The organism is Halarchaeum salinum, assembly GCF_039520965.1.
Lineage (GTDB): Archaea > Halobacteriota > Halobacteria > Halobacteriales > Halobacteriaceae > Halarchaeum > Halarchaeum salinum.
Window position 1 is genome coordinate 89,233 of sequence record NZ_BAAABL010000021.1, and the last position, 25,812, is coordinate 115,044.

The 25,812-nt window shown below is 70.6% G+C and carries 29 protein-coding genes; 7 read left to right on the forward strand and 22 right to left on the reverse strand.

The annotated features are described in order from the left end of the window. Positions 1 to 14 precede the first annotated feature (14 nt). From thsA to ABDZ36_RS02260, 3 genes are all read right to left on the reverse strand, one after another. A complete protein-coding gene (gene thsA, locus ABDZ36_RS02250) occupies positions 15 to 1,580 on the reverse strand; it encodes a thermosome subunit alpha (protein ID WP_211311803.1) in 1,566 nt (521 codons plus the stop codon). A gap of 162 nt (positions 1,581 to 1,742) precedes the next feature. Continuing rightward, complete coding sequence (locus tag ABDZ36_RS02255) at positions 1,743 to 2,663, reverse strand: glycosyltransferase family 2 protein (RefSeq protein ID WP_211311804.1); 921 nt, start codon at positions 2,661 to 2,663, stop codon at positions 1,743 to 1,745. Positions 2,664 to 2,708: 45 nt separating this feature from the next. Next, complete coding sequence (locus tag ABDZ36_RS02260; RefSeq protein ID WP_211311805.1) at positions 2,709 to 3,413, reverse strand: class I SAM-dependent methyltransferase; 705 nt, start codon at positions 3,411 to 3,413, stop codon at positions 2,709 to 2,711. 182 nt (positions 3,414 to 3,595) lie between these two features. On the opposite strand from ABDZ36_RS02260, the gene ABDZ36_RS02265 reads away from it, so the two are divergent. Genes ABDZ36_RS02265 through ABDZ36_RS02275 form a run of 3 tightly spaced genes read left to right on the forward strand, consistent with a single transcriptional unit; the run spans position 3,596 to position 5,356 of the window. Next, entirely contained in the window at positions 3,596 to 3,865 is a 270-nt protein-coding gene (locus ABDZ36_RS02265; protein WP_188872130.1) for a MarR family transcriptional regulator, read from the forward strand. A gap of 6 nt (positions 3,866 to 3,871) precedes the next feature. Further along, positions 3,872 to 4,642: an MBL fold metallo-hydrolase gene (locus ABDZ36_RS02270; protein WP_211311806.1), complete on the forward strand. Its 771-nt coding sequence runs from the start codon at positions 3,872 to 3,874 to the stop codon at positions 4,640 to 4,642. Between the two features lie 54 nt (positions 4,643 to 4,696). After that, entirely contained in the window at positions 4,697 to 5,356 is a 660-nt protein-coding gene (locus ABDZ36_RS02275; RefSeq protein WP_211311807.1) for a YkgJ family cysteine cluster protein, read from the forward strand. A gap of 51 nt (positions 5,357 to 5,407) precedes the next feature. On the opposite strand, the gene ABDZ36_RS02280 is transcribed toward ABDZ36_RS02275, so the two are convergent. Next, complete coding sequence (locus tag ABDZ36_RS02280) at positions 5,408 to 5,869, reverse strand: TRAM domain-containing protein (protein WP_211311808.1); 462 nt, start codon at positions 5,867 to 5,869, stop codon at positions 5,408 to 5,410. A gap of 62 nt (positions 5,870 to 5,931) precedes the next feature. Beyond that, positions 5,932 to 7,629 (reverse strand): radical SAM protein, encoded by a 1,698-nt coding sequence (locus ABDZ36_RS02285; protein WP_211311809.1) that lies wholly within the window; start codon positions 7,627 to 7,629, stop codon positions 5,932 to 5,934. A gap of 121 nt (positions 7,630 to 7,750) precedes the next feature. Between ABDZ36_RS02285 and ABDZ36_RS02290 the strand changes: the two genes are divergently transcribed. Both ABDZ36_RS02290 and ABDZ36_RS02295 read left to right on the forward strand, forming a co-directional pair. Further along, on the forward strand, positions 7,751 to 7,909 hold the full coding sequence (locus ABDZ36_RS02290; protein ID WP_425545298.1) for a DUF7559 family protein: 159 nt from the start codon (positions 7,751 to 7,753) through the stop codon (positions 7,907 to 7,909). Further along, the gene (locus tag ABDZ36_RS02295; RefSeq protein ID WP_343749185.1) at positions 7,906 to 8,301 is read left to right on the forward strand and encodes an Hsp20 family protein; all 396 of its coding nucleotides are present in this window, start codon (positions 7,906 to 7,908) and stop codon (positions 8,299 to 8,301) included. Before ABDZ36_RS02290 ends, ABDZ36_RS02295 begins: the two co-directional genes overlap by 4 nt. 113 nt (positions 8,302 to 8,414) lie before the next feature. Here the strand turns inward: ABDZ36_RS02295 and ABDZ36_RS02300 are convergent, their stop codons facing one another. Then, on the reverse strand, positions 8,415 to 9,503 hold the full coding sequence (locus ABDZ36_RS02300; protein ID WP_211311811.1) for an NAD(P)/FAD-dependent oxidoreductase: 1,089 nt from the start codon (positions 9,501 to 9,503) through the stop codon (positions 8,415 to 8,417). Between the two features lie 189 nt (positions 9,504 to 9,692). Between ABDZ36_RS02300 and ABDZ36_RS02305 the strand changes: the two genes are divergently transcribed. Further along, positions 9,693 to 9,851 carry a hypothetical protein gene (locus ABDZ36_RS02305; protein WP_211311812.1) on the forward strand — a complete coding sequence of 53 codons (159 nt, stop codon included), beginning with the start codon at positions 9,693 to 9,695 and terminating at the stop codon, positions 9,849 to 9,851. Here ABDZ36_RS02305 and ABDZ36_RS02310 read toward each other — a convergent pair. From ABDZ36_RS02310 to ABDZ36_RS02385, 16 genes are all read right to left on the reverse strand, one after another. Then, the gene (locus ABDZ36_RS02310) at positions 9,848 to 10,627 is read right to left on the reverse strand and encodes a DUF7388 family protein (protein ID WP_211311813.1); all 780 of its coding nucleotides are present in this window, start codon (positions 10,625 to 10,627) and stop codon (positions 9,848 to 9,850) included. The two genes, ABDZ36_RS02305 and ABDZ36_RS02310, sit on opposite strands and share 4 nt — an antisense overlap. 140 nt (positions 10,628 to 10,767) lie before the next feature. Further along, positions 10,768 to 11,361 (reverse strand): NUDIX hydrolase, encoded by a 594-nt coding sequence (locus ABDZ36_RS02315; protein WP_211311814.1) that lies wholly within the window; start codon positions 11,359 to 11,361, stop codon positions 10,768 to 10,770. 46 nt (positions 11,362 to 11,407) lie between these two features. Then, on the reverse strand, positions 11,408 to 11,923 hold the full coding sequence (locus tag ABDZ36_RS02320; RefSeq protein WP_211311815.1) for a DUF7109 family protein: 516 nt from the start codon (positions 11,921 to 11,923) through the stop codon (positions 11,408 to 11,410). Between the two features lie 27 nt (positions 11,924 to 11,950). Then, on the reverse strand, positions 11,951 to 13,042 hold the full coding sequence (locus ABDZ36_RS02325) for a glycosyltransferase family protein (protein WP_211311816.1): 1,092 nt from the start codon (positions 13,040 to 13,042) through the stop codon (positions 11,951 to 11,953). Between the two features lie 81 nt (positions 13,043 to 13,123). Then, entirely contained in the window at positions 13,124 to 14,011 is an 888-nt protein-coding gene (locus ABDZ36_RS02330) for an NAD-dependent epimerase/dehydratase family protein (RefSeq protein WP_211311891.1), read from the reverse strand. Between the two features lie 2 nt (positions 14,012 to 14,013). After that, positions 14,014 to 14,442, reverse strand: coding sequence for a DUF5791 family protein (locus ABDZ36_RS02335; RefSeq protein WP_211311817.1), 429 nt, complete (start codon positions 14,440 to 14,442; stop codon positions 14,014 to 14,016). A gap of 35 nt (positions 14,443 to 14,477) precedes the next feature. Continuing rightward, positions 14,478 to 17,168 (reverse strand): DUF7286 family protein, encoded by a 2,691-nt coding sequence (locus ABDZ36_RS02340; RefSeq protein ID WP_211311818.1) that lies wholly within the window; start codon positions 17,166 to 17,168, stop codon positions 14,478 to 14,480. After that, the gene (locus ABDZ36_RS02345) at positions 17,165 to 17,656 is read right to left on the reverse strand and encodes a DUF7284 family protein (protein WP_211311819.1); all 492 of its coding nucleotides are present in this window, start codon (positions 17,654 to 17,656) and stop codon (positions 17,165 to 17,167) included. The genes ABDZ36_RS02340 and ABDZ36_RS02345 overlap by 4 nt, the downstream gene beginning before the upstream one ends. Further along, on the reverse strand, positions 17,653 to 18,042 hold the full coding sequence (locus ABDZ36_RS02350; protein ID WP_211311820.1) for a DUF7285 family protein: 390 nt from the start codon (positions 18,040 to 18,042) through the stop codon (positions 17,653 to 17,655). Before ABDZ36_RS02350 ends, ABDZ36_RS02345 begins: the two co-directional genes overlap by 4 nt. Continuing rightward, positions 18,023 to 18,490, reverse strand: coding sequence for a DUF7283 family protein (locus tag ABDZ36_RS02355; RefSeq protein ID WP_211311821.1), 468 nt, complete (start codon positions 18,488 to 18,490; stop codon positions 18,023 to 18,025). Before ABDZ36_RS02355 ends, ABDZ36_RS02350 begins: the two co-directional genes overlap by 20 nt. 31 nt (positions 18,491 to 18,521) lie before the next feature. Then, on the reverse strand, positions 18,522 to 20,207 hold the full coding sequence (locus tag ABDZ36_RS02360; RefSeq protein ID WP_211311822.1) for a hypothetical protein: 1,686 nt from the start codon (positions 20,205 to 20,207) through the stop codon (positions 18,522 to 18,524). After that, positions 20,204 to 21,997 (reverse strand): ATPase, T2SS/T4P/T4SS family, encoded by a 1,794-nt coding sequence (locus tag ABDZ36_RS02365; protein WP_211311823.1) that lies wholly within the window; start codon positions 21,995 to 21,997, stop codon positions 20,204 to 20,206. Before ABDZ36_RS02365 ends, ABDZ36_RS02360 begins: the two co-directional genes overlap by 4 nt. After that, complete coding sequence (locus ABDZ36_RS02370; RefSeq protein WP_211311824.1) at positions 21,994 to 22,518, reverse strand: DUF7311 family protein; 525 nt, start codon at positions 22,516 to 22,518, stop codon at positions 21,994 to 21,996. The genes ABDZ36_RS02365 and ABDZ36_RS02370 overlap by 4 nt, the downstream gene beginning before the upstream one ends. Beyond that, the gene (locus ABDZ36_RS02375; RefSeq protein ID WP_211311825.1) at positions 22,515 to 23,072 is read right to left on the reverse strand and encodes a DUF7310 family coiled-coil domain-containing protein; all 558 of its coding nucleotides are present in this window, start codon (positions 23,070 to 23,072) and stop codon (positions 22,515 to 22,517) included. The genes ABDZ36_RS02370 and ABDZ36_RS02375 overlap by 4 nt, the downstream gene beginning before the upstream one ends. A gap of 43 nt (positions 23,073 to 23,115) precedes the next feature. Next, positions 23,116 to 24,465: an alkaline phosphatase family protein gene (locus ABDZ36_RS02380; RefSeq protein WP_211311826.1), complete on the reverse strand. Its 1,350-nt coding sequence runs from the start codon at positions 24,463 to 24,465 to the stop codon at positions 23,116 to 23,118. A 347-nt stretch (positions 24,466 to 24,812) separates the two neighbouring features. Next, on the reverse strand, positions 24,813 to 25,343 hold the full coding sequence (locus ABDZ36_RS02385) for an inorganic diphosphatase (RefSeq protein ID WP_211311827.1): 531 nt from the start codon (positions 25,341 to 25,343) through the stop codon (positions 24,813 to 24,815). A gap of 111 nt (positions 25,344 to 25,454) precedes the next feature. On the opposite strand from ABDZ36_RS02385, the gene ABDZ36_RS02390 reads away from it, so the two are divergent. Beyond that, positions 25,455 to 25,808, forward strand: a complete 354-nt coding sequence (locus ABDZ36_RS02390) for a PadR family transcriptional regulator (RefSeq protein WP_211311828.1) — start codon at positions 25,455 to 25,457, stop codon at positions 25,806 to 25,808. Positions 25,809 to 25,812: the final 4 nt, after the last annotated feature.

The window sequence follows — 25,812 nt, forward strand, 5'->3', positions numbered from 1 at the left end:
GCAGCAAAAGGTCGTCAGGCCGCGATGACGTCGTCGATGCGGACGATCATGGTCGCGGCGTCGGTGGCGGAGGCGAGTGCCTCGTGCTTGACGGCAGCGGGGTCGATGACGCCGTGGGCGACGGGGTTAGCGACTTCGCCGCGTTCGCCGACAGTGACGATTCCGGCGCGTCCGGTTTCGTTGGCGGCGCGGAGGTCGACGAGGGCGTCGATGGGGTCCAGGCCGGTGTTCTCGGCGAGGGTGCGCGGGAGGACGTCGAGTGCGTCCGCGAAGGCCTCGGCGGCGAGTTGTGCGCGGCCGTCGATGCGCGCGGCTTCGTCGCGGATGCGGTCGGCGACGGCGATCTCGACGTAGCCGGCACCGGGGACGACACCGCCGTCATCGAGGGCGACGGCGACGACATCGAGGGCGTCACCGATGGCGCGTTCGAGTTCGGCGAGGACGTGCTCGGTGCTCCCGCGAACGAGGAGCGTGACGGTGCTGGCCTCGGCACCGCCCTCGATGAACGCGAGGTCGTCCTCGCCGTAGCGTTCGACGCGGACGGACTCGGCGGAGCCGAGGTCGTCTCTCTCGATCGCTTCGACGTCGCCGACGACGGTCGCGCCGGTCGCGGAGGCGATGGCGTTCACGTCGGGTTGCTTCACGCTCTCGAAGGCGAGGACGCCCTCGTCGGCGAGGAAAGCGGCGACGCGGTCGTCGATGGACTTCTGCGAGACGAGGACGTCGACACCGGCGTCGCGGACGGCCTCGGCGTAGCGTCGGAGCTCGTCCTCCTCGGCGTCGAGCGCGGCGTTCAGCTGATCGACGCTCGTGATGGTGTACTCGACGTCGGTGCTGGTCTCGCGGGTGTCGAGCTTCGTATTGAGCACGAGGACGGTCGCATCCGAGACGTCGCGGGGCATGTCCCCGCGGACGGGGTCGGTATCGGAGACGATGCCGCGGACGAGTTCGGTCGCGCCGGAAGACGCCCCGGACTGGGCGTGGACGCGGACGGCGTCGCGGTTCGCGCCGTCGTCATCCGCGACCTGCCGGACGGCCTCGACGACGAGGTCCGCGAGCGTCTCGGCGTTCGCGTCGCCGGTCCCCTTCCCGGTCATCGAGGTGGCGGCGACCCGGCGGAGGAGGTCGTCGTCGACGTCGTCGTCGAGTGTAAGGTCGTCGATGGCGGCGTGGCCGATGTCGCGCGCGGCGGCGTACCCCTCGACGATCGTGGTCGGGTGGACGTCGTCGCGCAGGAGGTCCTCGGCCTTCGCGAGGAGTTGCCCGGCGAGGACCGAGGCGGTCGTGGTCCCGTCACCGACCTCGTCCTCCTGCGTCTGGGCGACCTCGACGAGCATCTGCGCGGCGGGATGCTCGATATCCATCTCCTCGAGGATGGTCACGCCGTCGTTCGTGATGACGACGGTCCCGGTCGAGTCGACGAGCATCTTGTCCATCCCGCGGGGGCCGAGCGTCGTCCGGACGGCGTCGGCGACCGCCTTGCCGGCGGCGATGTTCGACGTCTGCGCGTCGCGCCCACGGGTGCGCTGCGCATCGTCACCGAGGATGAACACCGGACTGCGAGTTCCAAGCGTAGACATAGGGAACTGGAAGGCGAGCGGTTCTACATATAGATTCCGTGGGCCGTGCTGTGAGCGAGCACGGACGAGCCGGACGCGGACGGTACAGGAGAAAAGCTGCGGCGGTACAGAGGGGACCGGTCGCAGAGGGCGGGAGAAACGGTCGGGGGCGGTGGCGTCCGCCTACGGTTCGTAGCGGGACATCGCGCGGTCCATCCGCGAAGAGACGCCGTTCGGGTTACGCGTTGGCGTGGCGTCGCGACGGCGCGCGAGGAGGCCGGCAGCGACGCCGCTGGCGGCGTTCGCCACGACTGCACGACCCCGAGTGACCCACGAGGAGAGCGTCTCGTCGCCGCCGACGACGGCGCGGGCCGCGGTGCCCCCATCGCAGAGCGCGTGTCGCACGGCGCGCCAGGCGACCGAGGGGCTGATCCCGTAGTTCTTCGCGAGACGATAGCCGAGCGCGCGGTACTTCATCCCGGTCGCGGACCCCTCCGGTGATTCCGCGACGCGATCCGGGACATCGTCACCCTCGGCGCGCAGCACGGCGAAGGCGGGTTCCCACGCGACGCGCATGCCGAGGCCGGCGAGCCGGTGGGCGGCGTCGCGGGCCGCGCCGGTCTCCAGGTACTCGTCGAAGCCATCGAGAGCCTCGGCGGCCTCACGAGTGAACGCGACGTTTCCGCCGTCAAAGTAGCGGACGTCGCGGCCGACAACAGTCTCGCGTTCGCATTCTTCGGTGGTGACGCCGCCGGAGACGGCCCGGTGGACAGGGCCGGTAACGACGTCCGCACCGGATTCGATGGCGGAAACGAGCGCGTCGTACCACCCGTCGCGGACGATCGAACGGTGATCGACGAAGGCGACGACGTCGCCGGTCGCGGTCGCGAGTCCGGCGTTCCGGGAGGCGTTGAGGTTCCGCTCCGGAATTTCGAGGAGCACGTCAACGGCCGGGTGGTCGCGGACACACCCCGACGTCCCGTCGCTCGACGGGCCGTTCACGACGACGATCTCGACGTCCGGAAGGCGTGTATCGAGGGCGTCGAGGACGCGCGCGAGACGGCGGCGCGCATTTAGGGTGGGGACGACCACCGACAACTCCATAGCACTACCGAGCGGGGCCGCGCGTAAAAGCGCCGCGGCGCGGCGTCAGACGTGCGCGTGCCAGTAGGAGACGGACGCGAGGGGGTCGCCGAGCGGGGTGTCGCCGACGGTGAGGTCGGCGTCGCGAATCGGGTCGGCGAGCCAGCTAGGTAGTTTTCGGTAGAAGCCGTAGGGGAGGACGAAGTCGTGGGCGTCGCTGCGGAGCGTGAGGCCGGCCCCGTGGAGGAGGTCACGGACTTCGCTCCGCGAGTAGAGACGCGACCCCATTGGGAGGAGGGAGTTGTAGAGCGAGCGCGTGCTGTACCGGTTGAACGTGTCGAAGAAGACGTCGGCCTTCGAGACGCGCGCCATCTCGCTGATGAACTTCGCGGGCGTATCGGCGAGGTGGAAGAAGCGCATCGCGAAGACGGCGTCGAAGTAGTCGTCGGGGAAGGGGAGGCGGGCGGCGTCGCCGCGCATGAACTCGAGGTGATCGGCAACGCCGACGTCGCGGGCCTTCGCGCGCCCCTCGCGGAGCATTGCGGCCGAGATGTCCATCCCGGTGATGTCGGCACCCTGCTGAGCGCAGAGGACGGTGAACCGACCGGTTCCGCACGCGACTTCGAGCACCCGCTTGCCGTCGAGCGGTCCGAGGGCATCGAGGACGGCCTGCTTCTCGCGGCGGTCGATGAGCCGGCCGCCACCGGAGAAGCGCTTGTCCTCGTACTCCGCCGCGACCTCGTCGGCCTGGTACCACTCCTGTCCCTTCACGATCTACTCGTCTCTACTGCCGCGGGGAGGTAAAACGATACTGGATGCGGGCCACGGAACGACGGTGCCGTGCCCTGCACGGACCACGACTCCGACAGCCCGCCGTAACGGCCTTATATCGTATAAGGTCCGGGTCGTTGGAAGTACCAACCTTTATCTACGGCTGTGTGCGACTTACTGCCATGAGTACGACGGGAGAGCAGCGACGATCACCGATAAAGCACGACGAGGAGTTCCGCGAGCGCCTCCGCGAACTCCCGCCGAGCGCGAAACTCGTCGCGAAAGTCCTCGAAACCGAGGAGCCCCTCTCGCAGGGCCAGCTCGCCGAGGAGTCGCTGCTGCCGGATCGCACCGTCCGCTACGCCCTCAATCGCCTCGACGAGGCCGGCCTCGTCGACTCCCGGTACAGCTTCCGTGACGCGCGCAAGCAGGTCTACTTCCTCGATCACTAATCACTCGTGTCCGGCGTCGAGCGCGTTCCCGTCCCCGCCGATCACCCCGTACCGGGCGGCCGGACGAACACGTACGTCGTCGACGACGTCCTCGTCGATCCCGCCGCGCGGTGCGCACGTCTCGATGAACTGACCGACATCGAGCATATCGTCGCCACGCACACCCACCCCGATCACGTCGACGGACTCGCCCACTATGCCGAGAGAGCCGACGCGACTGTCTGGGCGTACGCCCCCTACGCCGAGCGTTTCGCCGACGCCACCGACGTCGTCCCGGACCGGACGTACCGCGAGGGCGATACCGTCGGTACCCTCGACGTCGTAGCGACGCCCGGCCACGCGCCCGATCACGTCGCGTTCACCGTCGGCGACGCCTCCCTCGTCGGCGACTGCTGTCGCGCGGACGGGAGTATCGCCATCACCAACGAGGGCGATCTACGCGCGTTCCTCACGAGCCTCCGACGCCTCTACGCCCGCGATCCCGCGGTGCTCTACCCCGGCCACGGCGACCCGATCGAGCGCCCCCGCGAACGTCTGGCCGCGATCGTCGCACACCGGCGGGAGCGCGAACGCGAGGTCCTCGCGGCCGTCGAAGCAGGCGCGCGGACCGTCTCGGCAATCGTCGATGCGGTCTACGACACCAACCTCGGCGCGTACCGCGACCTCGCCGCCGCGACTGTTCGCGCCCACCTCGACAAGCTGGCCGTCGAGCGGCGAGTAACACGCGAGGCGACGCCGGGCGGAACGCGGTGGTGTAAGACGCGTTCGCCACCGTGACTACCGCGTCCCCCGTGACGCGGGACTTTTCCGGGCGCGCGCCGATCCGTGCGTATGGAGCGCCTCGAAGACGAACTCGACCGCGCGCGGGAGTTGGAGGTAGCCGCGCTCGCGGACGCCATCGAGGAGATCGGCTTCGAGTGCACACGCTGTGGCGGCTGCTGTAAGGGCCTTGGCGAGGAGCACACGGCGACCGTGTTCCCCGACGAGGTGCGCGAGCTGACGGCAGCCGAGGACCTAGAGTGGCGCGACGTCGCGCGCCCGATGCCGTTCGGTCTCGATGCTGACGGGAACGGCGAGACGTTCGAGTGGGCCCTCCAGACGGACAGCTGTGGGGATTGCACGTTCTACGAGGAGGAGGACGGAACGGGCGCGTGTACGGTCCACGAGCACCGACCGCTCATCTGTCGCACGTATCCGTTCTCGGTGGCGCTGGGCGGGACGAGCCAACCGATGGGCGAGGCCGTCGACGAGGCGGGAATGGTCCGCGCCCACGAGTGCGAGGGGTTGGGTCGCGACATCTCGCGCGGCGACGCCGAGGAGCTCGCCGCGGCGCTCAAGGAACGAGCCGTCACGGAGCTGGAGGAGGCGATCGACGTCCGCGACGCCTACGCGCCCGCCGACACCGAGTCGGACGAGACGGTCGTCCACGATTCAGAGGGCGCAAAGCGCCCTGACGGGACACGCTACGAGGAGGCCGCGACGGACGGATAGTGTCACGTAGACGATGTGACGGGGCGGGGCGTACCGAAGGGACGGAGAGCGCTATGCGTCGGCGTCGTCAGCGTCGTCGTCGATGGTTTCGCCGACGGCGAAGTTGGACTTTACCTGCGTGATCTCGACTTTGACGCGCTCGCCGATCTCGACACCGGGGACGATGATGACGTAGCCGCGCTCGACGCGCGCGATGCCGTCGCCCTGTTTGCCGATGTCCTCGATCTCGACGTACCTGATCTCGCCCTCTTCGACGGGCGGTTGTGGCCCCTCACCGGTCGTGCTCCCGGCCGTCGATGCGGAGGTGCTGGAGGTGGCGTCGGACGGCGACAACGACGATGATTCGGCGCTCGCGCCGGCGTCCTCGCGTTCGATGAGCGCGACACGATAGATCTCGCCGGGGTCGACGTCCCCGGCTTCGATCTCGCTCGTCGGGACGCGGACGACGTACTCGTCGTCGCTGACGGTGACTTCGGCGTTGAACAGACAGAGGAGTTGATCGGAGATTTCCACTATGAGACCCTCGTAGATGCATTAGTATCGTGCATTATAGTTCTATCTCAGTCCGACGAGTCCTACCCGCGGGTGAAGCGCGTGAGGTCGGCGTCGCCCGGCACCTCGGTCGGCGTCTCGTAGGGCCGGTTGACGACGATGTCGCCCGCGGTGTTCGAGCCGACGCCGGGGAGCGCGCGGAGTTCGTCCATCGACGCCTCGTTCGGGTCGAGCGGGTAGGGGACGCCGGTGACGGAGCGATAGCCGTGGTCGGTGATCGCGACGTCGGTGACGGTCCCGAGTTCGCGCTCGCCGGGGACGGCGACGAGGAGCGCGTACGTGCCAAGCGAGCGCCCGAACGTCTTGCCGTCCTGATGGTACTCGAAGTGGACGTCCTCGAGGACGGTGCCGGGTGGACAAACCCGTTCGAGCATCGGCTGATCGACGTCCTCACGGACCGCCGACTTGTACTGCTTGAAGCGTTTCTTGTTCGCCTTCGCGACGTCCGCGCCCGTCTCGGCCATCTCGGTGCCCTCGAAGGCCATCACCTGCCGAATGTTGATGCGCCGGAGCATCAGTCCCTCCTCTAAGACGCGTTCGAGGAAGCGTTTGTTGTGCTCGTAGGTCTCCGGGCGCTCGCCCTTCAGGCCGTGGAGGAGGTTGATCCCGGGGAGGAGTTTCGGCAGGCGATCGACGTCGTCGCCCGTGGAAGGCCCGACTTTCTCCGGCTCGCCAGGTCGCCAACCGCCGGCCTCGTTGACGATTCGGACGGCCTCCAGACATTCGTCGGCGTCCACGAGGAGGTGGTTCTCCTCCTGTACGACCGGATCGGCGGATTCGAGGCCGAACGCGGCGGTGTCGCCGGGGGTGTTGTGTTCGGCGATGATCCGGATGGCCTCCCGCGACTTCTCGGGGTAGTCCACGATCGTCACGGGGTTCATGTTGTCGAGGTGGAGCGTCCCGAGGTCCGGGACGGCGGCGCGGATCCCCTCGTAGAGCTCGCGGAGGGCGTCCGGGTTCGGGGCCTCGCCGTCCCCCCCGTAGGCGAGGATGTCGGCCTGCCGGCCGATGCGGTAGTCGTTCACGCCGGCCTCGTCGAGTGCCGCGACCTCGGAGACGACCGAGTCGGGCGACCGGAAGTCCGGGTCGCCGTACATCGGCTCCGTGCAGAAAGAACACCGGTAGGCACACCCACGCGAGGTCTCGAGTTCGGCGATGAGGTAGTGGGGATGGTTCGGGTGTTGTGCGACGACGAACGCGCCGGCCTCGGCCCAGCGGTCGAGTTCGTCGTTGTCCCGATAGCGGTCCTCGAACCCTTCGAGGCCGCTCGCGACGAGGTCGTGGGCGGCCGCCTCGACGTCCGCCATGGCGAGGAAGTCGAAGTCGAGGTCGTCGCGCGCCATGTCCTGTGCGCCGGCGTTCTCCTCGCCGACACCGAAGCGGATCGGGCCACCCATCAGCGAGGTGCCGTCCGCGGTCCACGCGAGTTCGCGCACCTCGTCCGGTTCGGCGGGCGTCCCGCCCACGTATTTGCCGGGGACGGTCATCCCACCGAGATAGATCATGAGGTCGGCCTCCTCGACGTCCAGCCAGCGGGAGCGTTCCTCGCGGAGGGCGTCGATCGTGTGGTAGGTGATCTGCGACTCGGGGACGCCCGCCTCGACGAGCGCGCCGGCCGTGTAACGCGGATACGTGGAGATGTACGGCGGCACGCCGAAGTGGGCCGGTTCGTCGACGTAGCCGTCCACGATGGTCACGTCGAGGGTCGCGGGGTCGGTCATGAGCGGGGAAGGTGCTGGATGCGTAAAAACGCGACCGTCCGGGTGCGACGGTCCCGTGCTTGGACCGGCCGAATCCGCGGAAGCCCGCGTGTTTATTGAGCTCGCGGGCGAACGCGGGAGTATGCCCGCGACGATGGAAGTCACCTGTACGGCGGACGAGTGCGAACTCGACATGGCGGAGCTTCACTACACGTACGACGTGCCGGACGACGTCTCGACCGCCGACCTCCGATGTCCCTACTGCGGGTCGGAGACGTCGCTCGCGGAAATCGAGCTGTGAGCGATCTCGTGACGTACGGCGCGGCCGCGAGCCGTGCCGTCCTGAAACGCGTCGGGCGGGCGATGAGCCGCATCCAAGCGCGCACCCCGCTCGCCGTCGATGTCCTCGAAAGCGACGACGAGTATCTCGCCGTCTTCGACGCGCCGGGCGTCGAGGCCCGCGATATCGAAGTTGTCGCCGAGGACGGCGGCGTCAGCGTCCGTCTCGATCGCTATCGGGACTACCGCGACGGGTTCCGGACGTTGCTACCCGGCCGCGGGCTCTCGCTCGACGGCCACACCACCCTCCCGGCCGACGCCGCGGTGGCCGACGCCGATACGCGCGCAGAACTGCAGGACGACGGCACGCTCCACGTCTACGTCCCGAAGGGCGAGGCCGTCACGATCGAGTAGCGCAGAAGCGCGTCGCCGTCGCGCAGAAGGGCCGCCGTTCAGAACCGCGCCGTTCAGAACCGCGCCGTTCAGAACCGCGTCGCTCAGAACCGCGTCGCTCAGAACCGCGTCGCTCAGAACCGCGTCGGATCGAACGCCGGTACGCCGTCACGAACGCCCATCACTTCTTCCGCGAGTCGTTCGCCGGCGGCCGGTGCGCGCATCAGCCCGTGACCGTTCCACCCCGCGCCGACGTAGAGCCCATCCGTCACTTCGCCGAGGAGCGGATCGGTGTCCGGCGTCCGCGCACAGACGCCCGCCCACGAACGCTGGACGGGGACGCGGGCGTTCACGACGCGCTCACGGAGTCGGTCGGTGATCCGGTCGCGGAAGGCGTCGTCCGCCTCGCCGTCGTAGTCGTCCGGATCGGTGGGCGTCGTGACGCCGTCGCCCGCGACGACGCCGTTCGGGTGCGGGCGAGCGTAATACTCCCGCGTCGCGTCGTAGAGGATCGGGATGGCCGGTCCGCCGGCGACGAGCGCCTGCACGCGGTACGGTTCGAGTGGAACGGAGACGCCCGCGTCGGCGAGCACGTCGCCCGACCACGCGCCCGCAGCGACGACGACGGCGTCGTACGCCGTGCCGTTCACTCGCGGCGGACCGAGGGCGACTGATGCCGGCGTGCCAGTGTGGATCGTGACGCCCGCCGCGCGCGCCTTCGTAGCGAGCAGATCGACGTAGGTCTCGGGATCGACTGTCCCGGCCGTGCGCGCGAGGCCGGCGGCGACGATATCGTCCGTTCGGAGCACCGGGAACTCCTGTCTGATCGCATCGGGATCGACGAGCGACACGTCGCGGTCGTGGTGGCGCATCCGCTCGACCTGCTCGCGGATCGCGCCCGCGGCCGCCCCACCCTCCGTGACGAACCAGAGATACGGTGCGTGCGCGAAGCGGAAGTCGCGTTCACCCGAGAACTCCCGAAACCGCTCGATGGCGCGTTCAGCGAGCGTGACGTCGATGTCCTCGGCGTAGGCGTCGTAGGCGATGCCGGCCGCGCGCGCCGTGCTCCCCGCACCGAGCGCGTCACGCTCGTACAGCGTCACGGCCGCGTCGCGGCGGGCGAGGTCGTACGCGGCGGTCAGCCCGACCGCACCGCCGCCGACGACCGCGACCGAGCGCGCCGTCATCGCGGCCACCCCGTCGGCGCGCAGCCACCCGGCCATCGCGCGGCCCGCCGTCCGTCGCCCACGCGTCCGAGTCCGTGCATACCGATCGGTGGAACGGCAGGCACTTCAACGTGTGAGGGTTCGCTCGATCGACCAAACACGGACGCAGACGCACCGAGACGACCACTTTCACTTTCACTGCGCGCACGGGTGAGTTATTAGCGGGAAGGAGTCGTAGACCGGTGTATGAGCGTCGATGGGGCAGACGTCGTCGGGGAACCGGGTCGTGAGGAGGCGCGGATCGACGTCACCGAAACGTCGTTCGCGTGGGTGCGCTCGTTCGTCCGCGAGCGCGACGCACACTTCGAACGCGACGGCGAGAAGACGTATCTCGTCCTCGACTAGCGGAACGCCTCGGGACCGCGGGCAGGGTAGCCGACGACGGTGTCCGCGCCTGCGGCCTTCAGTTCCGCGACGCGTTCGCCCACCGTCTCGGCGTCGCCGACGAGCGCGTAGTCGCGCACGGCAGCGGAGAGCACCTCGCGGGCGCGCCCGCTCGCCGACCCGTCGGTCGCAGCGTCGTCCGGGAGCGCGCGCCGCACGGGACCGCGTCGAGCCGTGTAGTCGCCGACCGCGTCGAGAATCGCGTCCTCGTCGTCGGCGAGCACGACGGGCGCGTAGAGTGCGATCTGTCCCGCATAGCCCGCCGCGCGGAGCGCGCCGAGGTCGCGGTCCGTCGAGCGCGAGAGCAACTCGAACTGGCCAGCGCCAGTGGCGAGCGCGACGCGCTCGATCCCCTCGGTGCCGACCCACGCGTCGGGGTGTGTCTCGACGGCTGCACCGAGCCGGGGTGCGATGCGTTTGGCCTGCTCGTCGCCGTCGAGATACGCGCCGTGGCCGGCGACGAGAACGCGGCCCGCGGCGTCAGGGAGTGTCGCAGCGAGCGAGTCGTCGCCGAGCGGGTCGAACCCGCTCGCACGGACGGGCGTCGTGAGGCGGAGGTCGCACGCGGCCGCGAGGTCCGCGAGGATGTCCGTCTCGGGGAGGTGCTCTCGACCCTCGTAGTCGATCACGACGGTGTCGAAGGGGAGGGCGGACGCGACGCGCACGTCGCACTCCATCGGCTTCAGCGCCACCGCGTCGATACCGGTTTCGCGGGCGCGGGCGGCAGCGCTCAGCACGACTGGACCTCCACGTCGGCGTGTCGGGAACGTGTCGTATTCACGGGGGAGAACTTAGACCGGTGCTGGAACGCGACCACTCGTCTGTGCGACCATGTTCGTCCGTACTACGCCGCGTCACCGGCAAAAGCGTAGCGGATTCAGGGCTCCGCGTCGGGATCGACGACCCGATCCGGCGTCGTCGGGCGCTCCCACCCGCAGGCGAGTTCGAGGAACTGTGCGAGGATGCGGCCGGTCGCCCCCCAGACCGTGTACCCCTCGACGCGGAAGAAGTGGACGTCGAGTTCGCCATGCTCAGGGTGTTCGCGGCGCTCCAGTTCGTAGTTCGCCGGGTCGAGCAGCGCCGTGAGGGGGAGAACGGCGACCTCTGCGACCTCGCGGCGATCCGGGTCGTACGTCCGATCGGGGACGCGGGCGACGATCGGCGTGATCGCGTAGTCGGTCACCGTCTCGATGTCGTCGAGGCGACCCACGACGCGGGTCTCTTCGGGGTGGAGCCCGATCTCCTCGTCGGCCTCGCGGAGTGCCGTCGCCGTCGCGTCGTCGTCGCTCGGTTCGCGCCCGCCCCCAGGGAAGCTCATCTGCCCCGGGTGTTCGCCGAGGTGGGCCGCGCGCTTCGTGAAGAGGATCGCGGGGCCGTCGTCCCGCTCGATAACCGGCACGAGGACGGCCGCCTCGCGTTCCGCGCCGGCGGTCGTTGCCGGGCGGCGCGTGGCGATGCGACCGAGGTCCATACCGATGTGCAGACACCTCGCCCCCTTAATCGTTCCTCGGGTCACGTCACCGCGCATCCGCGATGCGCTCGCGGACGTCGGCGAAGTCGGTTCCCGTCAGGGCTGCGGCGTCATACGTGACGTCGATGAGGACGTCCGCATCGGGCGCGTCCGCCGCCGACTCCCGATCACGCGTCTCACCGTCGTCGAGCGCGGCCACGTCGGCCGCGAGGCGCGCGCGGATCGCGGTTTCGACCGCGTCGCTCGGGACGTCGCGCCGGGGTGCATCAATCAGGTGCGGCAGGTCCTCGCCGCCCTCGGGGAGCGTCGGGAACGCGCGCGGGCCGATGACGAGCAGCGGCACGTCCGCCGCGACGCCGTCGAGGCTGTCGAGCGCATCCGGACTAATCTCGACGAGCACGTACGCCTCACAGGCGTCCGCGACGGCCGCGTCGTGTGTCTCGCGGTCGTAGTCGTCGCCACGACGGGCGGCGAGGTCCGCGAGTGCGGCCGCAAGTTCGTCGCGCGTCAAGCCACCGAAGAGGTCACAGACGCCCGCGAGTTCGTCCGGGTCGAGGGACATGGCTGTTCCGTGCGCGTCGCGGGCGCTTCAACGTACCGCGTCGAGGTCCGCCGCCGCGGCCTCGCGGACCTCCGCCGTCGAGAGCGGGGCGTCGTCCCACGCGGGGAGGCGAGTGTCGGGGCCAGGTTCACTCACGGCCGCACGGTACGTCTCGACCTGCTCGCGCTCGGCGGCCGGGTCGTGTTCGAAGCCGTTGAACGCCGCGTCGGCCGCGTAGCCGCGCTCGAAGCGCTCGGCTATCGCGGCGTAGCGCTCGGGGAGCGTGTCGTAATCCGGGCTGACGCCGGCCTCCTCGACGACGCGGAGGAGCGCGTCGCCGACACCCTCGCTCATGTCGCCGAGCCCCGTCGGTCCCGAGACCGCGCGGTGGTCGTGTTCGTAGAAGCCAAGATCGACCTGGGCGACGCCGTCGGGGCCCGCGCTCCGGTAGGCCTCGCCGAGCGTCCCGACTTCGAGGCCCCAGCGCCGCTGGACGCGCAGCGAGCGCGCGACGTCGCCCGTCATCGCGCACTCGCCGGCGAGCGCGTAGCGGAACGCGCCGAGATAGTCGAGGATTTCGTGGTCGTGACGCTCGGCGAGCGCCGTCACGAGCGGTTCGTAGAAGAGCCTGAAGAGCCGCCCGTAGAGTCGCCCGGACTCGACGCGGGCGTAATACCCCTTCGTGAAATCGAAGTCGCCGGCGAGCGGTGCGAGGAGCTTCGGGACGTCACGCTCGCTGTAGCTCTCCGCGTCCGCATCGTGGAGGACGACGTGCTCGGAGTCGGCCGCGAGCCCGAGCGCCAGCCAAACATCCCGCCCCTTCCCGGCCGCGCCGCTGAGGCCGACCGCGTCCAGCAGGTCGGCGAGGCGCGGCCCCGAGCACCAGAGCACCTCCAAAGGGAGATCAAAGCCGTCGAGCCATTCGCGGAAGGCCGGGACGCGCTCGGCGGGCGCGCGCAGCGGGACGAGGACGCGCTCGGGGTCGAGCGCCGCGAGCGTCGAGAGGACGCCCTCGGCGGCGAGCCCCGCGTACTCCCGCTCGGTCATCGGGACGACGACCGTCGCGCGGCCGACCGGGGCGTCCGGGCTCGCCCCGCCGTAATCGTGGAGCGTCGCCACCCGCTCCTGCGTGTACTCCATGCGCGAGTGTGAGCGCGCGGCCGCAAAAAGTCGGGCGAAGCCGGTGCGTCGGCCGAACGGCACCGGCCGAGCGACGGCGGCCTACCGCTTGGCGCGATACGCGCGCACCGCCGCTTCGTACCCCTCGCGGAACGTCGGATACGCGTATTCGTAGCCGAGATCGCGTACGAGGGCGTTCGAGCACCGCTTGCTCGTCGTGAGCCGTCGACGCGCCGCCTCCGAAAGATCGTCGTCCGCGAGGCGTTCGGCCTGCGAGACCTTCTCCGGGTGTGCGACGCCACAGGCGTCGGCCAACCAGTCCGCGAGATCGCGTCTGTCGACCGGGTCGTCGTCCACTGCGAGCAGCAGCGGTTCGTCCGTCTCGGTCAGCGCGAAGCGGACGATCCCCGCGGCGTCGTCGCGGTGGAGCATGTTCAGATAGCCCTCGACGACCGATCCGGTAATGTATCGCTCCAGCCGGTAGCGATCCGGGCCGTAGAGACCGGCGAAGCGGACGACGCGACCCGTCATGCCGTGTTCGGCCGGGCGTTCGCGGGCGACGCGTTCGGCCTCGACGAGCACCTCGGTCTTCTCCGTCGTCGGATCGAGCGCCGTCTCCTCGTCGACCCAGTCGCCATCGTGATCGCCGTAAACGCCCGTACTCGACGTGTAGACGAACTGATCCGGGCTCTGCTCGCGTTCGCCGAAGGCGTCGATCGCGGTGCGCAGTCCCTCGACGTAGACGCGGCGGGCGGCGTCGGCGTCCCGACCACCCGAGGAGGCCGCGAAGACGACCGCATCGACGTCGGGGACGGCCGCGAGGCTCTCCGCGTCAGTCACGTCCGTGCGCACGGCGTCGAAGCCGGCGTCGCGGATCGCGGCAAGGCCGTCGTCGGAGCGCCGGACGCCGATCGGTTCGTGGCCGGCCGCGGCGAGCTGTCGGCCGAGTTCGAGGCCGACGTAGCCACAACCGAGGATGGCGACCCGCATCGTCACCACGGGTTCTCGACCGCGAGGTGGTGGACGACGCGTGCGTACTCCTCGAGCGTCATCTCGCGGCGGCCCTCAACTTTCTGCTGGAGCGCCTTCGCGTCGAGGTCCGTTTCGATCGCGCGCTGGAGCGAGCCGACGTCGACGACCGCGGAACTCATCTGGAGCATCAGGTGGTCCCGAATCTCGAGGAGGTAGTCCTCGGCCGCTGGATAGTCGGGCGAGCACGACAGGACCGCGGCGGTCTCCTCGACGGTCACGGCGTCGGGGTCGTCGAGCAGCGCCGCGATACGCTCGGCCGTGAGGTCGGTCTCCGCGGCGACGGCCTCGGTTCCGCGCCCCTCCAGAACCGCCGTGAGTGCGCCCAGATACTGCGTCCGAAGCGCCTCGGGCGAGGTCGCCTCGGGTTCGGCGATGTCCGCTGTGAGCATACCCGAACCGTGGCGCTCGGGCTAAATGGGGCTTCTCACTCGGCGCGGGCCGTCCAGCCCGCCGAGATCTCGGACATGTGCCCGACATCGCCGACGCCGCGCGGGCCCGGTGGCACGACCGCGACGACGCCCGTCCGATAGTCGAAGGCGAGTGCGGTGTCGCGTCCGAGGCGCTCCGCGCGGCCGTCACCATCGACGTCGAGCGTCACGGGTGCGTCCGCCCGGACGTAGCGCAGCGACCCGTCGGCGACGCCCGGCCGGCCGAGCGGGGCGGCGACCTCGAAGCGCGCGTAGCCGCCGCGGGCCGCGACGTGCCACGCGTTCGCGGTGACGTACCACTGACTGGGGAGCGGGAGGATCGGGAGCCCCGACGGGAGGAGTGCGAGCGTCGAACGCGCGAGGGCTCGCTCGGCCGCCGTCTGCGTCGCGTCCGTGGCAGCTGTGGCGATTCGCGACGTGATCGTCGCTCGAACCGGATCGACCGCCGAGCCGCCGACGACAAGGGCGGTCCCCGACCGCCGCTCGCGGACGGCGTGCTGGAGGCGCGCGGCGAGCAGGTCGGGCTGGTCGGCACCACTCTCGGCTGCCGCCGCGGCGACCGCGGCCGGAAGCGATCCGTTCGCGACGGCGAGCGCGCGTGTCGCCGGCGTCGACCAGCGGGCGAACGCGGTGTCGAGGGCCCGCTCACGGGCCGGCTTCGAGAGTCCCGCGTGTCGCCGGAGCGTCGCCGCCATCGCCCCGCGGGCCGTGTCGGTCGCGTCGCTGACGGCGCGCTCGAGTTCCGAACGGTGAACACCGGCCCGTTCGGCCGCGTAGAGAGTCTGCGCCGCCGTCGCGTACGACACTGGCTCGGCGTGGCCCGTCGTCACCAGGGAGAGGGCTCTCTCGACGATGTCGGCCGACGGCACCGTGAACAGGTTGTCGTTCCGTGCGGCGAGCGGGTAGTACGACGCGTCGATCGGTGCGTCGGCGGGCGTCACGCGGGCGAGCGAGAGGTACGCCGGATCGGCGGAGACGGTCATCGGGACCGGCGGCGCGTCCGGGCCCGCGAGGGGCGGCGGCGTGACGGAAACGCCGCGGCCGGTCAGCCGCTCGCGGAGCGAGGCCTGCGCACTCGCGAGCGTCGAGCGGCGCGACGAGACGAGGGCGTGGACGCGGTCGGCGTAGGCATCGCGGACGAGCGCGGCGGCGCGCTCGTCGACTGTCGGTGACGCGGGCATTCCATCCACGGTCGCGCCGATCGCGGGCGGAAGCGAGGCGAGCGGGTCACCGTCGAGGAAGGCGCGTCGCTCGGCGTGCGTCGTGACGTTCCGCAGCGCCATATGCGTCCGTGCGAGCGCGTCGAGGACCGCGCGACGGCGCGGTGCGGGCACCTCGGGATGGACGAGGAAGTGGGTATCGAGCGCCCCGGCGACGGCACGGCTCGCGACCGAGCCGCCGATCTCGTCGTCGATGGCGCGCCGCACCGCGCGCTCGCGGACCCACGCCGGCCCGTCGGTCACGCCGGGGAGACTGCGGCCGGTCGCGGGGCGCGCACCGACGACCACGGCGACGCGGTAGCTCTCGTTGCCGATGCTGACCGAGCCCGAGAACGAGTCGACGCGGGTGTACCCCCGTGGAACGGCGGGTGTGGACGGCCGACCGTCGGCGGAGATGCGGATGCCGAGACGAACGGCGACAGCGTACGCGCGCCGGATCGTCGCATCGATCGAGTCGGTACCGTCGCCGTCGACGAACGCGACGAGGGCGTCGTCCGCAACGGGTTCGAGCGGCACCGGCTGTGGGTTCGCGGTGCCGGGGTCGAGCGTCGCGAGCGTCTCTCCGGCGGCGGCCGCGGCGGTCCCGTTCAGTCCCTCAGCGGTCGCCTGCGCACCGACGAGCAGGTCGCGGCCGGCGACCGTGACGGCCGCGCGCCGCGTCGCGTCGACGCCGAGTGGGTCCGCGCTGCCGAACGTCGCGCGTTCGAGCGAGAGGACGCCGCGGTTCGTCGCGAGCGCGACGTGGCGGTTCGCGACGACGTTGCTGATCGGCGCGCCGCCATACTGCGCGAGGCCGCGCGCCTCCGCGAGCGCGGTGAGCGAGACGGTCGCGCGGCGCGCGAGCCCCGGCCCGTCGGTCACGCCGCGGTCGAGACGCGCCTCGAACAACCCGACGCGATCGTGGACGGCAAGTATCGGCGTGGGCGCAGTGACGGTAACGGTCCGTTCGCGCGAGTCGACGACGGCACCGGAACGGGTCGCGACGACGCGAACACCGTCGACGTGAACGCGGATCGCGGTATCGTTTTCGACACCGACGAGCGTCACGCGCTCGATGGCGGTGCGGGCGTCCGTGGGCGAGACGATGCCGGGGAGCGACGCCGTCGCGGTGACGCCATCGAGGGTCACCGCGCTCTCGGGCAGCGCGTCGGCGACCGCGAGATAGATCCGAAGGCGAAGGGCGTCGTGGAACGGATCGCTCGCGTTCAGTACGCGACCGTACGGTGTGTCGGCGCGTTCGAGGACTGGATTTTGGGCGGCGGCGACGCTCGCGCGCAGCACCGCCCGCTCGGTCGCGGCGTGGGTCGCCGTCCACGACGCCGCGAGCGCGGGCCCGGCGTCGTACCCCGTGGCGGCGGGTTGGCCGGCGATCCCCGCGGCCAGCACCGCGCTGGTGATCAAGAGGAGCGCGCCGATGACGGCGAACGGAATGCGGCCACGCTGATCCGGAAACGGGTCGAGCCTCACCGCGACCACGTCCGGAGGGTGAGGTGGACCGGCGCGTCGCCGCAGGTCGTGCCGTTCCCGGTCGGAACAACGAGGGTCACTGCATCGACGGCACCGCCGGGCGGTGGTGGCGTCCCGACCGTGAGAGCTGTTGTGCGACACGGGTCGTCGGGTCGCCACGACGCGGTGAGCGACGCGCGACGGGTGGCGTTGGCGAGGCGGCGGGTGGCAACACGCTCGACGGCCCGGACGTAGCCGGGTGGCGCGATTCTCGCACTGCGCGCGACGGCGGCGTCGGCGAGCAGCGCGGCGATCGACCCGCGAACCGTAGTGTCGCCAACGGGAACGACAGCGGTGCTGTCGAGGGCAGTGCGGGCCGTCGCGCCGGGTGCGGAGTCGGCCGGCGGATCGGTCGGAACGATCGTCGAGAGCGTAGTGACCGCGCCGCCGATCAGGAGGACGCAGACGGCGACGTCGAGGACGGTGCTCAGCCCACGACGATGACTCATCGCCACACCGCCACGGTGAGCCGTCCGGGCCGGACGCGACCGGGTTCGACGCGAACCGGAAGGGGAGCCGACGCGACGTCGGCACGGCGCGGCCGCGGCGGGCCGACCGACCAGACACGCGTCGGCGTGCGGAGCGTCGCGTTCAACGATCCCGTCACGGGAAGCGCACGGACCGCCGATCCGAGCGTCATCGGGTCAACCGGTCCCGGCCCGATATCGTCGTCGAGGGCGGCGAGAGCGGTCGTCGTCGGCGTCGTCGGGGATTCGTGACCCGTCGGGACGATGGCGTAAGCGGACGCGTAGATCCCGAGTGCCACGGTTAGCGCGAGGACGGCGGCGAGCGCGGCGGTCGGTTCGACCTGCGCTCTACCCGAGGAGCGTGACATCGACACCTCCGAGGACGACGCGACGAACGCGCAGCGAGTCGAGAGACGGCCGCCAGTCGGCGCTCGTGTCGGCAGCGCGCGCACGCTGGACGTCAGCTCGAAACGCGGCGATCGAGGGATAAACATCGAGCGGGGCGTCACCGCGGAGGACGCGACGGAGCCGCGGCGTGTCAGCGGGCGTGATCGGTCGTGCGAACGTCGCGTGCGTCGCGCCGGCGTCGTTCCGGAGCGCGACGCGTGTCGGGCGGACGCGGACGGTCGTGGCGTCCGTCGGAACGGTGTGCGCGGCCGCGTACTCGCCGGCTGTGACGGCATCGACGGCGTTCGCGACGGCGGTCGCGTCGGGCGTCGGCGAGTCGGGGATCGCGGTGACGGCCGCCAGCGCGGTCCCGGCGACGAGCGTGAGGGCGACCCACGTCGGGAGTGCGTCGCCCTGCGTGTCGAACATGGCCCCAGGTGTGCCCCCCATCACGGAAGAACTAGAGCAGGACCGCGGTGGCCGCGGCGGCACAGGCGTAACACGCACCGGCACTCGCGAGCGCGACGCCGACGCGGTAGCAGAGCGGCGCGGGGCGGACCCCACGATCGAGACAGACGGCAAGCGTGGTGAGAACGACGGCAGACCACGCGACGTAGCCGCCGACGACGAGGCCGAGTGTCGGGACTGACAGCGTGCCCCCGGTACCGCCGAAGGAGCCGACGTGGCCGGCGAGCGTGACGGTCGCGCCGGCGATGAGCGGCGCGAACAGCCCGCCGGTGCGGACGAGGGTATCGACGAGGTCAGCGAGGTCGGCGCGAGCCTCCGTTTCGAGGCGTTTGACCGCGTCGAGCCCGTCGGCGACCTCGGTGAGGACGCGTCCGCCAGCCGCGCCACCGGTCGCGGCGTCAAGGACGAGCCGAACGGTGCCGGCGGCGCGCGGGCCGTGCTCGGGGCCGACGACGCCGCGGCGGCCGAAGAACGCGTCGTCGAGCGGTCGACCGAGTGTGCGACGAGTCCGGTCGGCCGCGGCGAACAGCGTACCCGCGGGACCGTGGAGAGTGTCGCCGACGGCGGCGACGGCTGTCTCTGGTGGGTCGCCGGCCGCGAGCCGGCGGCCGACGACAGCGGTGGCATCGGGAAGGCCGTCAGCGACGGCAGCAGCGCGCTCGTCGATCGTGAGGACGGGACGGGTGGCGACGACGAGCGCGGCCCCGAGTGCACAGCACGGGACGGTGATCGGGAGCGCCCACGCGACGCCGAGGGCGACGCAGCCGACAGCGGCGAAGGCACCGGCACCGATGCCTGCGAGCGCGGCACGACGGCGGTCGAGGGGAACGTTCGCGTCCGCGCGACCGGCAGGGAAGACAGCGGGGCGGTTCGCGAGCGCCCACGCGGCGACGGCGAGGAGCGCGAGCGGGAGGACGACGTCGTAGCAGACGGCGACGAACCCGAGCGGGAGCGTGACGCCGGCGGCGGGCGCAACGGGGACGAGGCCAACGAGCGCGAGCGGAAGGATCACGCCGAAGGCGTAGACGGCGTTGACGGGGCCGCGAACGGCACGCGTCGCCTCGCGAACGTGGCGTTCGGTGGCGTCGTGGGCGGCGGCGAGCGCGCGATCGAGGACGCGGCCGCGAGCAACTGCGGGCGTCTCGACCGCGGCGCGGACGAGCGCGACGGCGCGGCGGAGACCGGGTGTCGGCAGCGATCCCGCGACGGCGTCGAGCGGCGTTTCCGGGGTGCCGGCAGTCACAGTGACGGCGTCCGCGAGCGCGTTGGAGAGGGCGTCGTCACCCGTCTTGGCGGCGAACGCGGCCGCACCTTCCGCTGACGGCTCGATCCGGACGCGAAGCGCGAGGCGGGCGACGAACCCCGGTCCCGCACCGACGAGGCGGCTCTCGTGGAGCGCGAGAGCGAGCGTCGGGGCGTATCGGACGGCACACGCGCCCGCGAGGGCGTAAGCCGCGACCACGAGCGCCGGGAGTGGCGCGACAGCGAGGGCGGGCAGCGCGACGACGGCGACGACGATGAAGCCCGCGGTGATGCGCGCGACGTCTGCCGGCGTCGCGCGCCAGTCCAACGCGGTGAGCGTCGCGTGGAGGTCGGCCGGAACGGGGACGGGAACGTCGGGAAGACGCGCGGCGACGCGGACGAGGGCGTCGTCGAGCGGTGCGGTAGACCGGGTCACGAGCGCGTCGCGGCGCGCTCCGCGATCTCGCGCTCCCGTGCGTCGAGCGCGGCGTACACGTCCGCGAGCGGTTCGCCGGGTCGGGCGAGCGACGCGAGGAGCGCCGACTCGCGGAGCCGGGGTGTCGCGCGAAGGCTCGTCCCATCGAGGGCGTAGAGCGCGTGAAACTCGCCGTCGTGGTACTCCTCGATCCGGAGGACGCGGTGAGCACCGTCGAGACGGCCGGCGCTGACGACGACATCCGTCGCGTCGAACGCCGACGGTGGAACACCCAAGTCGGAGACGACGCGTTCGCGGACCGCGGCACCGTCCTCGCCGTGGATCGTCCCGAGCACGGCGCTGACGTGCGCGCCGATGCGCATCGCCTCGTAGAGCGTGCCGGCTTCCGTGCCTCGAACTTCGCCGACGACGAGCGCGCCCTCGCCGAGCCGGAGCGCGGTGCGCAGCGCGTCGTCCGGCGAGAGTCCGTCGCCGTCGAGGTCGGTACGGAGGCCCTGCACGTCGCGGCCGTCGCGCTGGAGGGCCGCCACGGGCAGCTCCGGGGTGTCCTCAACGACGACGGTACGGACGTCGCGCGGCAGTTCGGTGAGGAGCGCGGACAGGAGTGTCGTCTTGCCCGCGCCGCGAGCGCCGGCGACGAGGCCGGCCGCGCCGCGTTCGACGGCGAGCGAGCAGAGCGCCGCGGCGTCGGGCGGGAGCGTCCCCCCGGCAACGAGGCGGGCGAGCGTCCAGATATCGCCGCCGTGCGCCCGGAAGGCGAACCCCGGCCCATCGCTCGCCGGACCGGTGACGCCGGCGACCCGGACACGACGGCCGGCGACGTCCTCGGCGACGGCATCGAGCGTCGGGTCGGCGCTGGAGAACGCGCGGCCGCTTCCAGCACGGAAGCGCGAGGCGAGCGCAGCCGCGCCGCCCGCGGTGAGTCGGATGTTCGTCCGGTGGCGCTCGCCGTCGCAGCGGACGTAGAGCGGCGTCGAATCGGCCGGGGCGGGCGCGAAGACGTCGCTAACGCGCTCGTCGGCGAATAGGTCGTCGAGGACGCCGTACCCGCGTGTGTGTTTTCGGAGAACGCGTGCGAGTGGCGCGACGCGGGTCGGATCGTCGACGACCGCAGCGATCGCGCGATCCGGTCTGGGCGCGTCAGCGGCCACGAGACGCTCGACGGCGGCGTCGAGCGCGCGGTGGTCCGTCGCGTCGAGCGTCGCGTCGGCGGGAACGAGATGGTAGATCGGGAGGGCGTTCGGGCAGTCATAGCGGCGCGCCGTGGTGTCTGGGGCAACCTCGCGGGTATCGAGCAGCGTCGCGTCGGCGGATGGGACGGGATCGACGTGTGCGAGCGCGAGCGCCGGCCCGCGGTAGGCGGCGAACGCGCGCTCCGGGGCGACGTCGAGTGCGTCCGCCAGCCCGGTCTCGGCGGCGAGCGACGCGACAGTACCGGCGCGGCCCGTCGCTTCGCGGGCGGTGGCACGCGGATCGCGCCACGCGTGCGACGCGAGTTGCGGGTCGAGTCGGGCGATGCGCGCGGCGAACTCACCGGCGGCGACGAGGAGCGCGACGGCGTCGGGACCGTACCGCCGTTCGAGGCCGTCTGCGGTGACGCGGATGGCATCGGTATCACGGCCGTCGAGGGCACGGACGACCGTCTCGCGGCAGAACGGGTGGGCAGCGAGGTCGCCGCGACCGGGGCAGTCGTCGGCGCTCACATCGAGTCGCCTGTCGGCGTAGTCGGGGACGCACGCGCACGCCGCGGGCGCGTCGCCCCGCGACGGGAGGAAATCAGTGAGGGTCACGCGGCGTCGTCGTGCCGCGCTGGCGTATAAACCGTCGCCCCCGAGGCGGGTGCGACGACCACCGTCGGGGTTTGATCGACCAGCACGTAGCGGAGCGTGAGCGTTGCCCGGCGCGTAACGCGAAGCCCCGTGTCGTCGTCGCGGAGTGTGCCGTAGCCGTCGTGAACGCGGAGGTCGACGGGGAGGACAGTCGCCCGAGTGCCACCGTCGACACCGACCGCGACGACGTCAGTCGTGGCGGCGTCCGGCGCGTCCGGCACGCTCCCGACGAGGAGCGAGACAGGTGCGGTGGTGGCGTCGGGACGCGGAAGCGAGACGGTGACGGTTCGTTCGGCGGCCGGCGCGCCGGGCGGTGCGGGCGTGCTGGCGGTGAGGCCGACGATGGCGTTTCGGACGTCGATCGCGGCGACGTGGCCGGCACGCGCGGCGTTCGCGTCGCGGGCGTCGTCGACGACCGGTGCAGCGGCCACGATCAGCGCGCCAGCAAGCACGACTGCGAGGAGCACGCGGAGGACGCTCACCGGACGAGGCGAGCGAGAAATCCGGGGTCGTCATCGTCGTTCACGGCGGGTTCGGGATCGGGGAGGTCGGGAAGCGGATGCGTCGGGCGCGGGCGTTCGGCGGCCGCGAGGGCGGCGTTCGCGCGGCGTTCGACGGACTCGTTCACCGCGTCGAGGGTACCGACATATCCCTGCACGGATTGGACGGCGGCGTCGAGGTCGTCGAGACGGCGCTCGACGGCGGCGAGACGCACATCGAGCGTTGGGTCGGTGGTGTCGGACGCGCTGTGTTCGGGTTCGCCGCCGGTCGAATCGTCCCCCCTCTCGGGTGTCGGTTCGGCCGGCTCGAAGGCGCGTTCGACGGCGCGAAGTCTGGCGTCGACGTCGGTACGATCGGGAGCGTGACCGCGCTCGGTCGTCGCGTCGCGTTCCGGAGTGTCGGTGTGCTCGGTCGTCGCGACGCGACCCGACGTCTCGTCGTGCTCGCTATGCGTCGGGCGTGAATCGGTCGCGTCGGCGCGCTCGCCGTGGATCAGACGGTGATCGGTCGCGTCGGCGCGGAAGTCGGTGGACACGCGACGAGGTGGTCGCGCGATCGTATAAGAAGGTACGCGACCCTCAGCCCTTGACGAGGCTGCCGCCGTCGAAGTCGGTGGCGTCGAAGTCGACGTCCATCAGATCGAGCATCGTCGGCGTCAGGTCGAAGAGGTTCGCCTCGCCGATCGAGACGTCCGGGGCGTCGGTAACGAGCGTCGCGTTCTCGAAGGAGTGCATCCCGTTGCGCGGGCCTTTCTCGAAGATCGCGTCGCTCCCGCGGAAGCCGGCCTTCAGGTCGAAGCCGTGGTTCGGAATGGCGACGAGGTCGGGTGCGATCTCGTCGTGGTCGCCCGCGAAGGCGTCCTCCTTCTCGACGACGCGGTCGACGACCGGCTCGCCGTCCGGTCCTTCGAGCGCCTCGATCTCGGCTTTGAGCTCGTCGCGAACCTCGTAGTAGTCGTCCTGTGCGACGCTCCCGCGAGGCTCGCGCCCTTCGAGGTTGAGGTAGAAGCGCCCGGGGACAAAGGCGTACGCGCGCGTGTCGTCGGCGATGTCGGCAAGGCTGTCGTGCTCCTCGTCCTCGAAGGAGAGCCACCCCTCCTGTTCGAGCCAATGGTTGAGGTGGACCTCGTAGTCGAGCGTCGTGAAGCCGTGGTCGGAGGCGACGACGAACGTCACGTCGTCGGGAGCGGCCTCGCGGAGTTTCCCGATGTACTCGTCCACCTGCCGGTAGAAGTCGAAGAACTCCGCTTCGTACTCGCCGTCGCGCTGGTAGTCCTCGAAGAGGAAGTGGTTGACCCGATCGGTCGTCATGAAGACGCCGAAGAAGAGGTCCCAGTCGTCCTGCGTGAGGTAGTGGTCGAAGGCCTCGTAGCGCTTCTTGAGGGTGTGGTGGGCGTCCTCGATGAACTCGGTTTTGTCCTCGTCGTGGCCGAGTTTGGCGTTGACGTCGATGCGATACCCCTGCTCGTCGAGGTAGTCGCCGACATCGCTCGGGTGGGAGGCCTTCTTTACGCCGGGCGAGAGGAACCCCGACACCATCCGATCGACGTTGCGCTGGGGCGGGAAGGTGACGGGGACGTTGAAGACGGACGCCGACCGGTCTGCGTCGACGACGCGGTCCCAGATCCGGGTGGTCTGCACGTCCCGGCCCATCGGAACGTACGTGTCGTACGTGCCCGTCTCGCGGTCCTGAAAGCCGTAAACTCCCGTCTTTCCGGGGTTGACGCCCGTCGTGAGGGAGGGCCAGCAGGCGCTCGATTCGGGCGGGACGATGCTCTCAATCTCGCCGCCAGCTCCGTCCTCAGCCATCGCCGTGAGGTTCTCGAATACCTCAGGGTGGTTGGCGACGAGCGAGTACGGCACGCCGTCGATACCGATGAACGCGACCCGCGGGCCGTCGTCGCCCCGGAGCCGGTCGAAGAGTCCCATACACACCGTTTCCGGGCGAGCGGCTTAAGAAGCTTCGTTCATCCCGGCGTCTCGCCTCTGTCTATGAGCGATACGGGACGGTGGAACGGGAGCCACCCCAACGCCGCGCGTGCACGACGCGCTACTCGTCGTTCCCGTCCTCAGCATCGCCGTCCGCGCCGTCGAAGTTCGTCGGGACGACGGTGAGGTGATCGAGGCCGACCGCCGGTCGATCCGTGGACATACACGGCGATAGCGCCGCCACGTCCAAAGTATTACCCATGCGCATAGCGAATCGGCGGGACGGCGACGGATACCCGCCGGTAATCGGGCGGGTCACGCGGAAAAAGTGCGGGCAGAGTGAGACGTTAGAAGTTCTCTTCGTAGAGCTCCTGGGCGTGCTCGATGGCGTCCTTGGCGGACTGAGCATCCTCCCAGTCGCCGACGGCGACCTCCTTGCCTTCCTCGAGGTTCTTGTAGGTCTCGAAGAACTCGGCGATCTCGGCCTTCTTCTGGTCAGTGAGGTCCTCAACGTCTTCGATGTGGTCGTAGCGCGGGTCCTCCTCGGGGACGGCGATGACCTTGTCGTCCTGTTCGCCGTCGTCGTCCATCTTCATGAGGGCGACGGGGCGGGCCTCGATGACGCACTCGGGGAACGTCTGGTCTTTCACGAGGACGAGGACGTCGAAGGGGTCCTCGTCGTCGTAGTAGGTCTGCGGCATGAAGCCGTAGTCCGAGGGGTAGTGGACGTTCGAGTGGAGGACGCGATCGAGCACCGTGCCCGGGATGTCCTTGTCGTACTCGTACTTGTTGCGCTCGCCCTTCAGACACTCGACGACCGCGTAGACGGTGTCGGGCGCGTCGGGCCCAGTTTCGAGGTCTTCCCAGAGGTTGACCATAACGATTTGGTGTGTGATTGACGCCGTAATGGGCCTTTCGGGTCGTCGAAGCCTGGCTCAGCGTCGGAAGCGTGAGAAGCGTTTAAATACTGTGTGTGTCTTAAATCAGCTATGTCAGAGGCACAACCCGCGGCGCGCACCAGCGCCCGCGATCTGACAGCGTTCCAGAAGAACATCTTGGTGGTCCTGTCGGAGGAACCACGATACGGGCTCGCAGTCAAGCGGGAGCTCGAGGAGTACTACGGCGAAGAGGTCAACCACGGACGACTCTACCCGAACCTCGACGACCTCGTCGAGGAAGGGCTGGTCGAGAAGAGCGAACTCGACAAACGGACGAACCAGTACGCGTTGACGGACGCGGGTGTCGAGGCCGTCTTCGACGATCTCTCGTGGGCGCTCGGGAAGTTCATCGCGAACGACGAGCGCGCACAGCGGGTCCGTGACGTCGTCGCCGACAACGAGTAGCGCC

Bases quoted from the DNA above. Each gene is read 5' to 3' on its own strand.
- ABDZ36_RS02290 (WP_425545298.1), top strand. From the start codon at position 7,751: ATGCCCGCGACGATGGAAGTCACCTGTACGGCGGACGAGTGCGAACTC.
- ABDZ36_RS02350 (WP_211311820.1), bottom strand. From the start codon at position 18,042: ATGTCACGCTCCTCGGGTAGAGCGCAGGTCGAACCGACCGCCGCGCTC.
- ABDZ36_RS02305 (WP_211311812.1), top strand. From the start codon at position 9,693: ATGAGCGTCGATGGGGCAGACGTCGTCGGGGAACCGGGTCGTGAGGAG.
- ABDZ36_RS02325 (WP_211311816.1), bottom strand. From the start codon at position 13,042: ATGGAGTACACGCAGGAGCGGGTGGCGACGCTCCACGATTACGGCGGG.
- ABDZ36_RS02355 (WP_211311821.1), bottom strand. From the start codon at position 18,490: ATGTTCGACACGCAGGGCGACGCACTCCCGACGTGGGTCGCCCTCACG.
- ABDZ36_RS02255 (WP_211311804.1), bottom strand. From the start codon at position 2,663: ATGGAGTTGTCGGTGGTCGTCCCCACCCTAAATGCGCGCCGCCGTCTC.
- ABDZ36_RS02275 (WP_211311807.1), top strand. From the start codon at position 4,697: ATGGAGCGCCTCGAAGACGAACTCGACCGCGCGCGGGAGTTGGAGGTA.
- ABDZ36_RS02390 (WP_211311828.1), top strand. From the start codon at position 25,455: ATGTCAGAGGCACAACCCGCGGCGCGCACCAGCGCCCGCGATCTGACA.
- ABDZ36_RS02300 (WP_211311811.1), bottom strand. From the start codon at position 9,503: ATGGCCGGGTGGCTGCGCGCCGACGGGGTGGCCGCGATGACGGCGCGC.
- thsA (WP_211311803.1), bottom strand. From the start codon at position 1,580: ATGTCTACGCTTGGAACTCGCAGTCCGGTGTTCATCCTCGGTGACGAT.
- ABDZ36_RS02330 (WP_211311891.1), bottom strand. From the start codon at position 14,011: ATGCGGGTCGCCATCCTCGGTTGTGGCTACGTCGGCCTCGAACTCGGC.
- ABDZ36_RS02335 (WP_211311817.1), bottom strand. From the start codon at position 14,442: ATGCTCACAGCGGACATCGCCGAACCCGAGGCGACCTCGCCCGAGGCG.
- ABDZ36_RS02285 (WP_211311809.1), bottom strand. From the start codon at position 7,629: ATGACCGACCCCGCGACCCTCGACGTGACCATCGTGGACGGCTACGTC.
- ABDZ36_RS02345 (WP_211311819.1), bottom strand. From the start codon at position 17,656: ATGAGTCATCGTCGTGGGCTGAGCACCGTCCTCGACGTCGCCGTCTGC.
- ABDZ36_RS02380 (WP_211311826.1), bottom strand. From the start codon at position 24,465: ATGGGACTCTTCGACCGGCTCCGGGGCGACGACGGCCCGCGGGTCGCG.
- ABDZ36_RS02320 (WP_211311815.1), bottom strand. From the start codon at position 11,923: ATGTCCCTCGACCCGGACGAACTCGCGGGCGTCTGTGACCTCTTCGGT.
- ABDZ36_RS02385 (WP_211311827.1), bottom strand. From the start codon at position 25,343: ATGGTCAACCTCTGGGAAGACCTCGAAACTGGGCCCGACGCGCCCGAC.
- ABDZ36_RS02265 (WP_188872130.1), top strand. From the start codon at position 3,596: ATGAGTACGACGGGAGAGCAGCGACGATCACCGATAAAGCACGACGAG.
- ABDZ36_RS02315 (WP_211311814.1), bottom strand. From the start codon at position 11,361: ATGGACCTCGGTCGCATCGCCACGCGCCGCCCGGCAACGACCGCCGGC.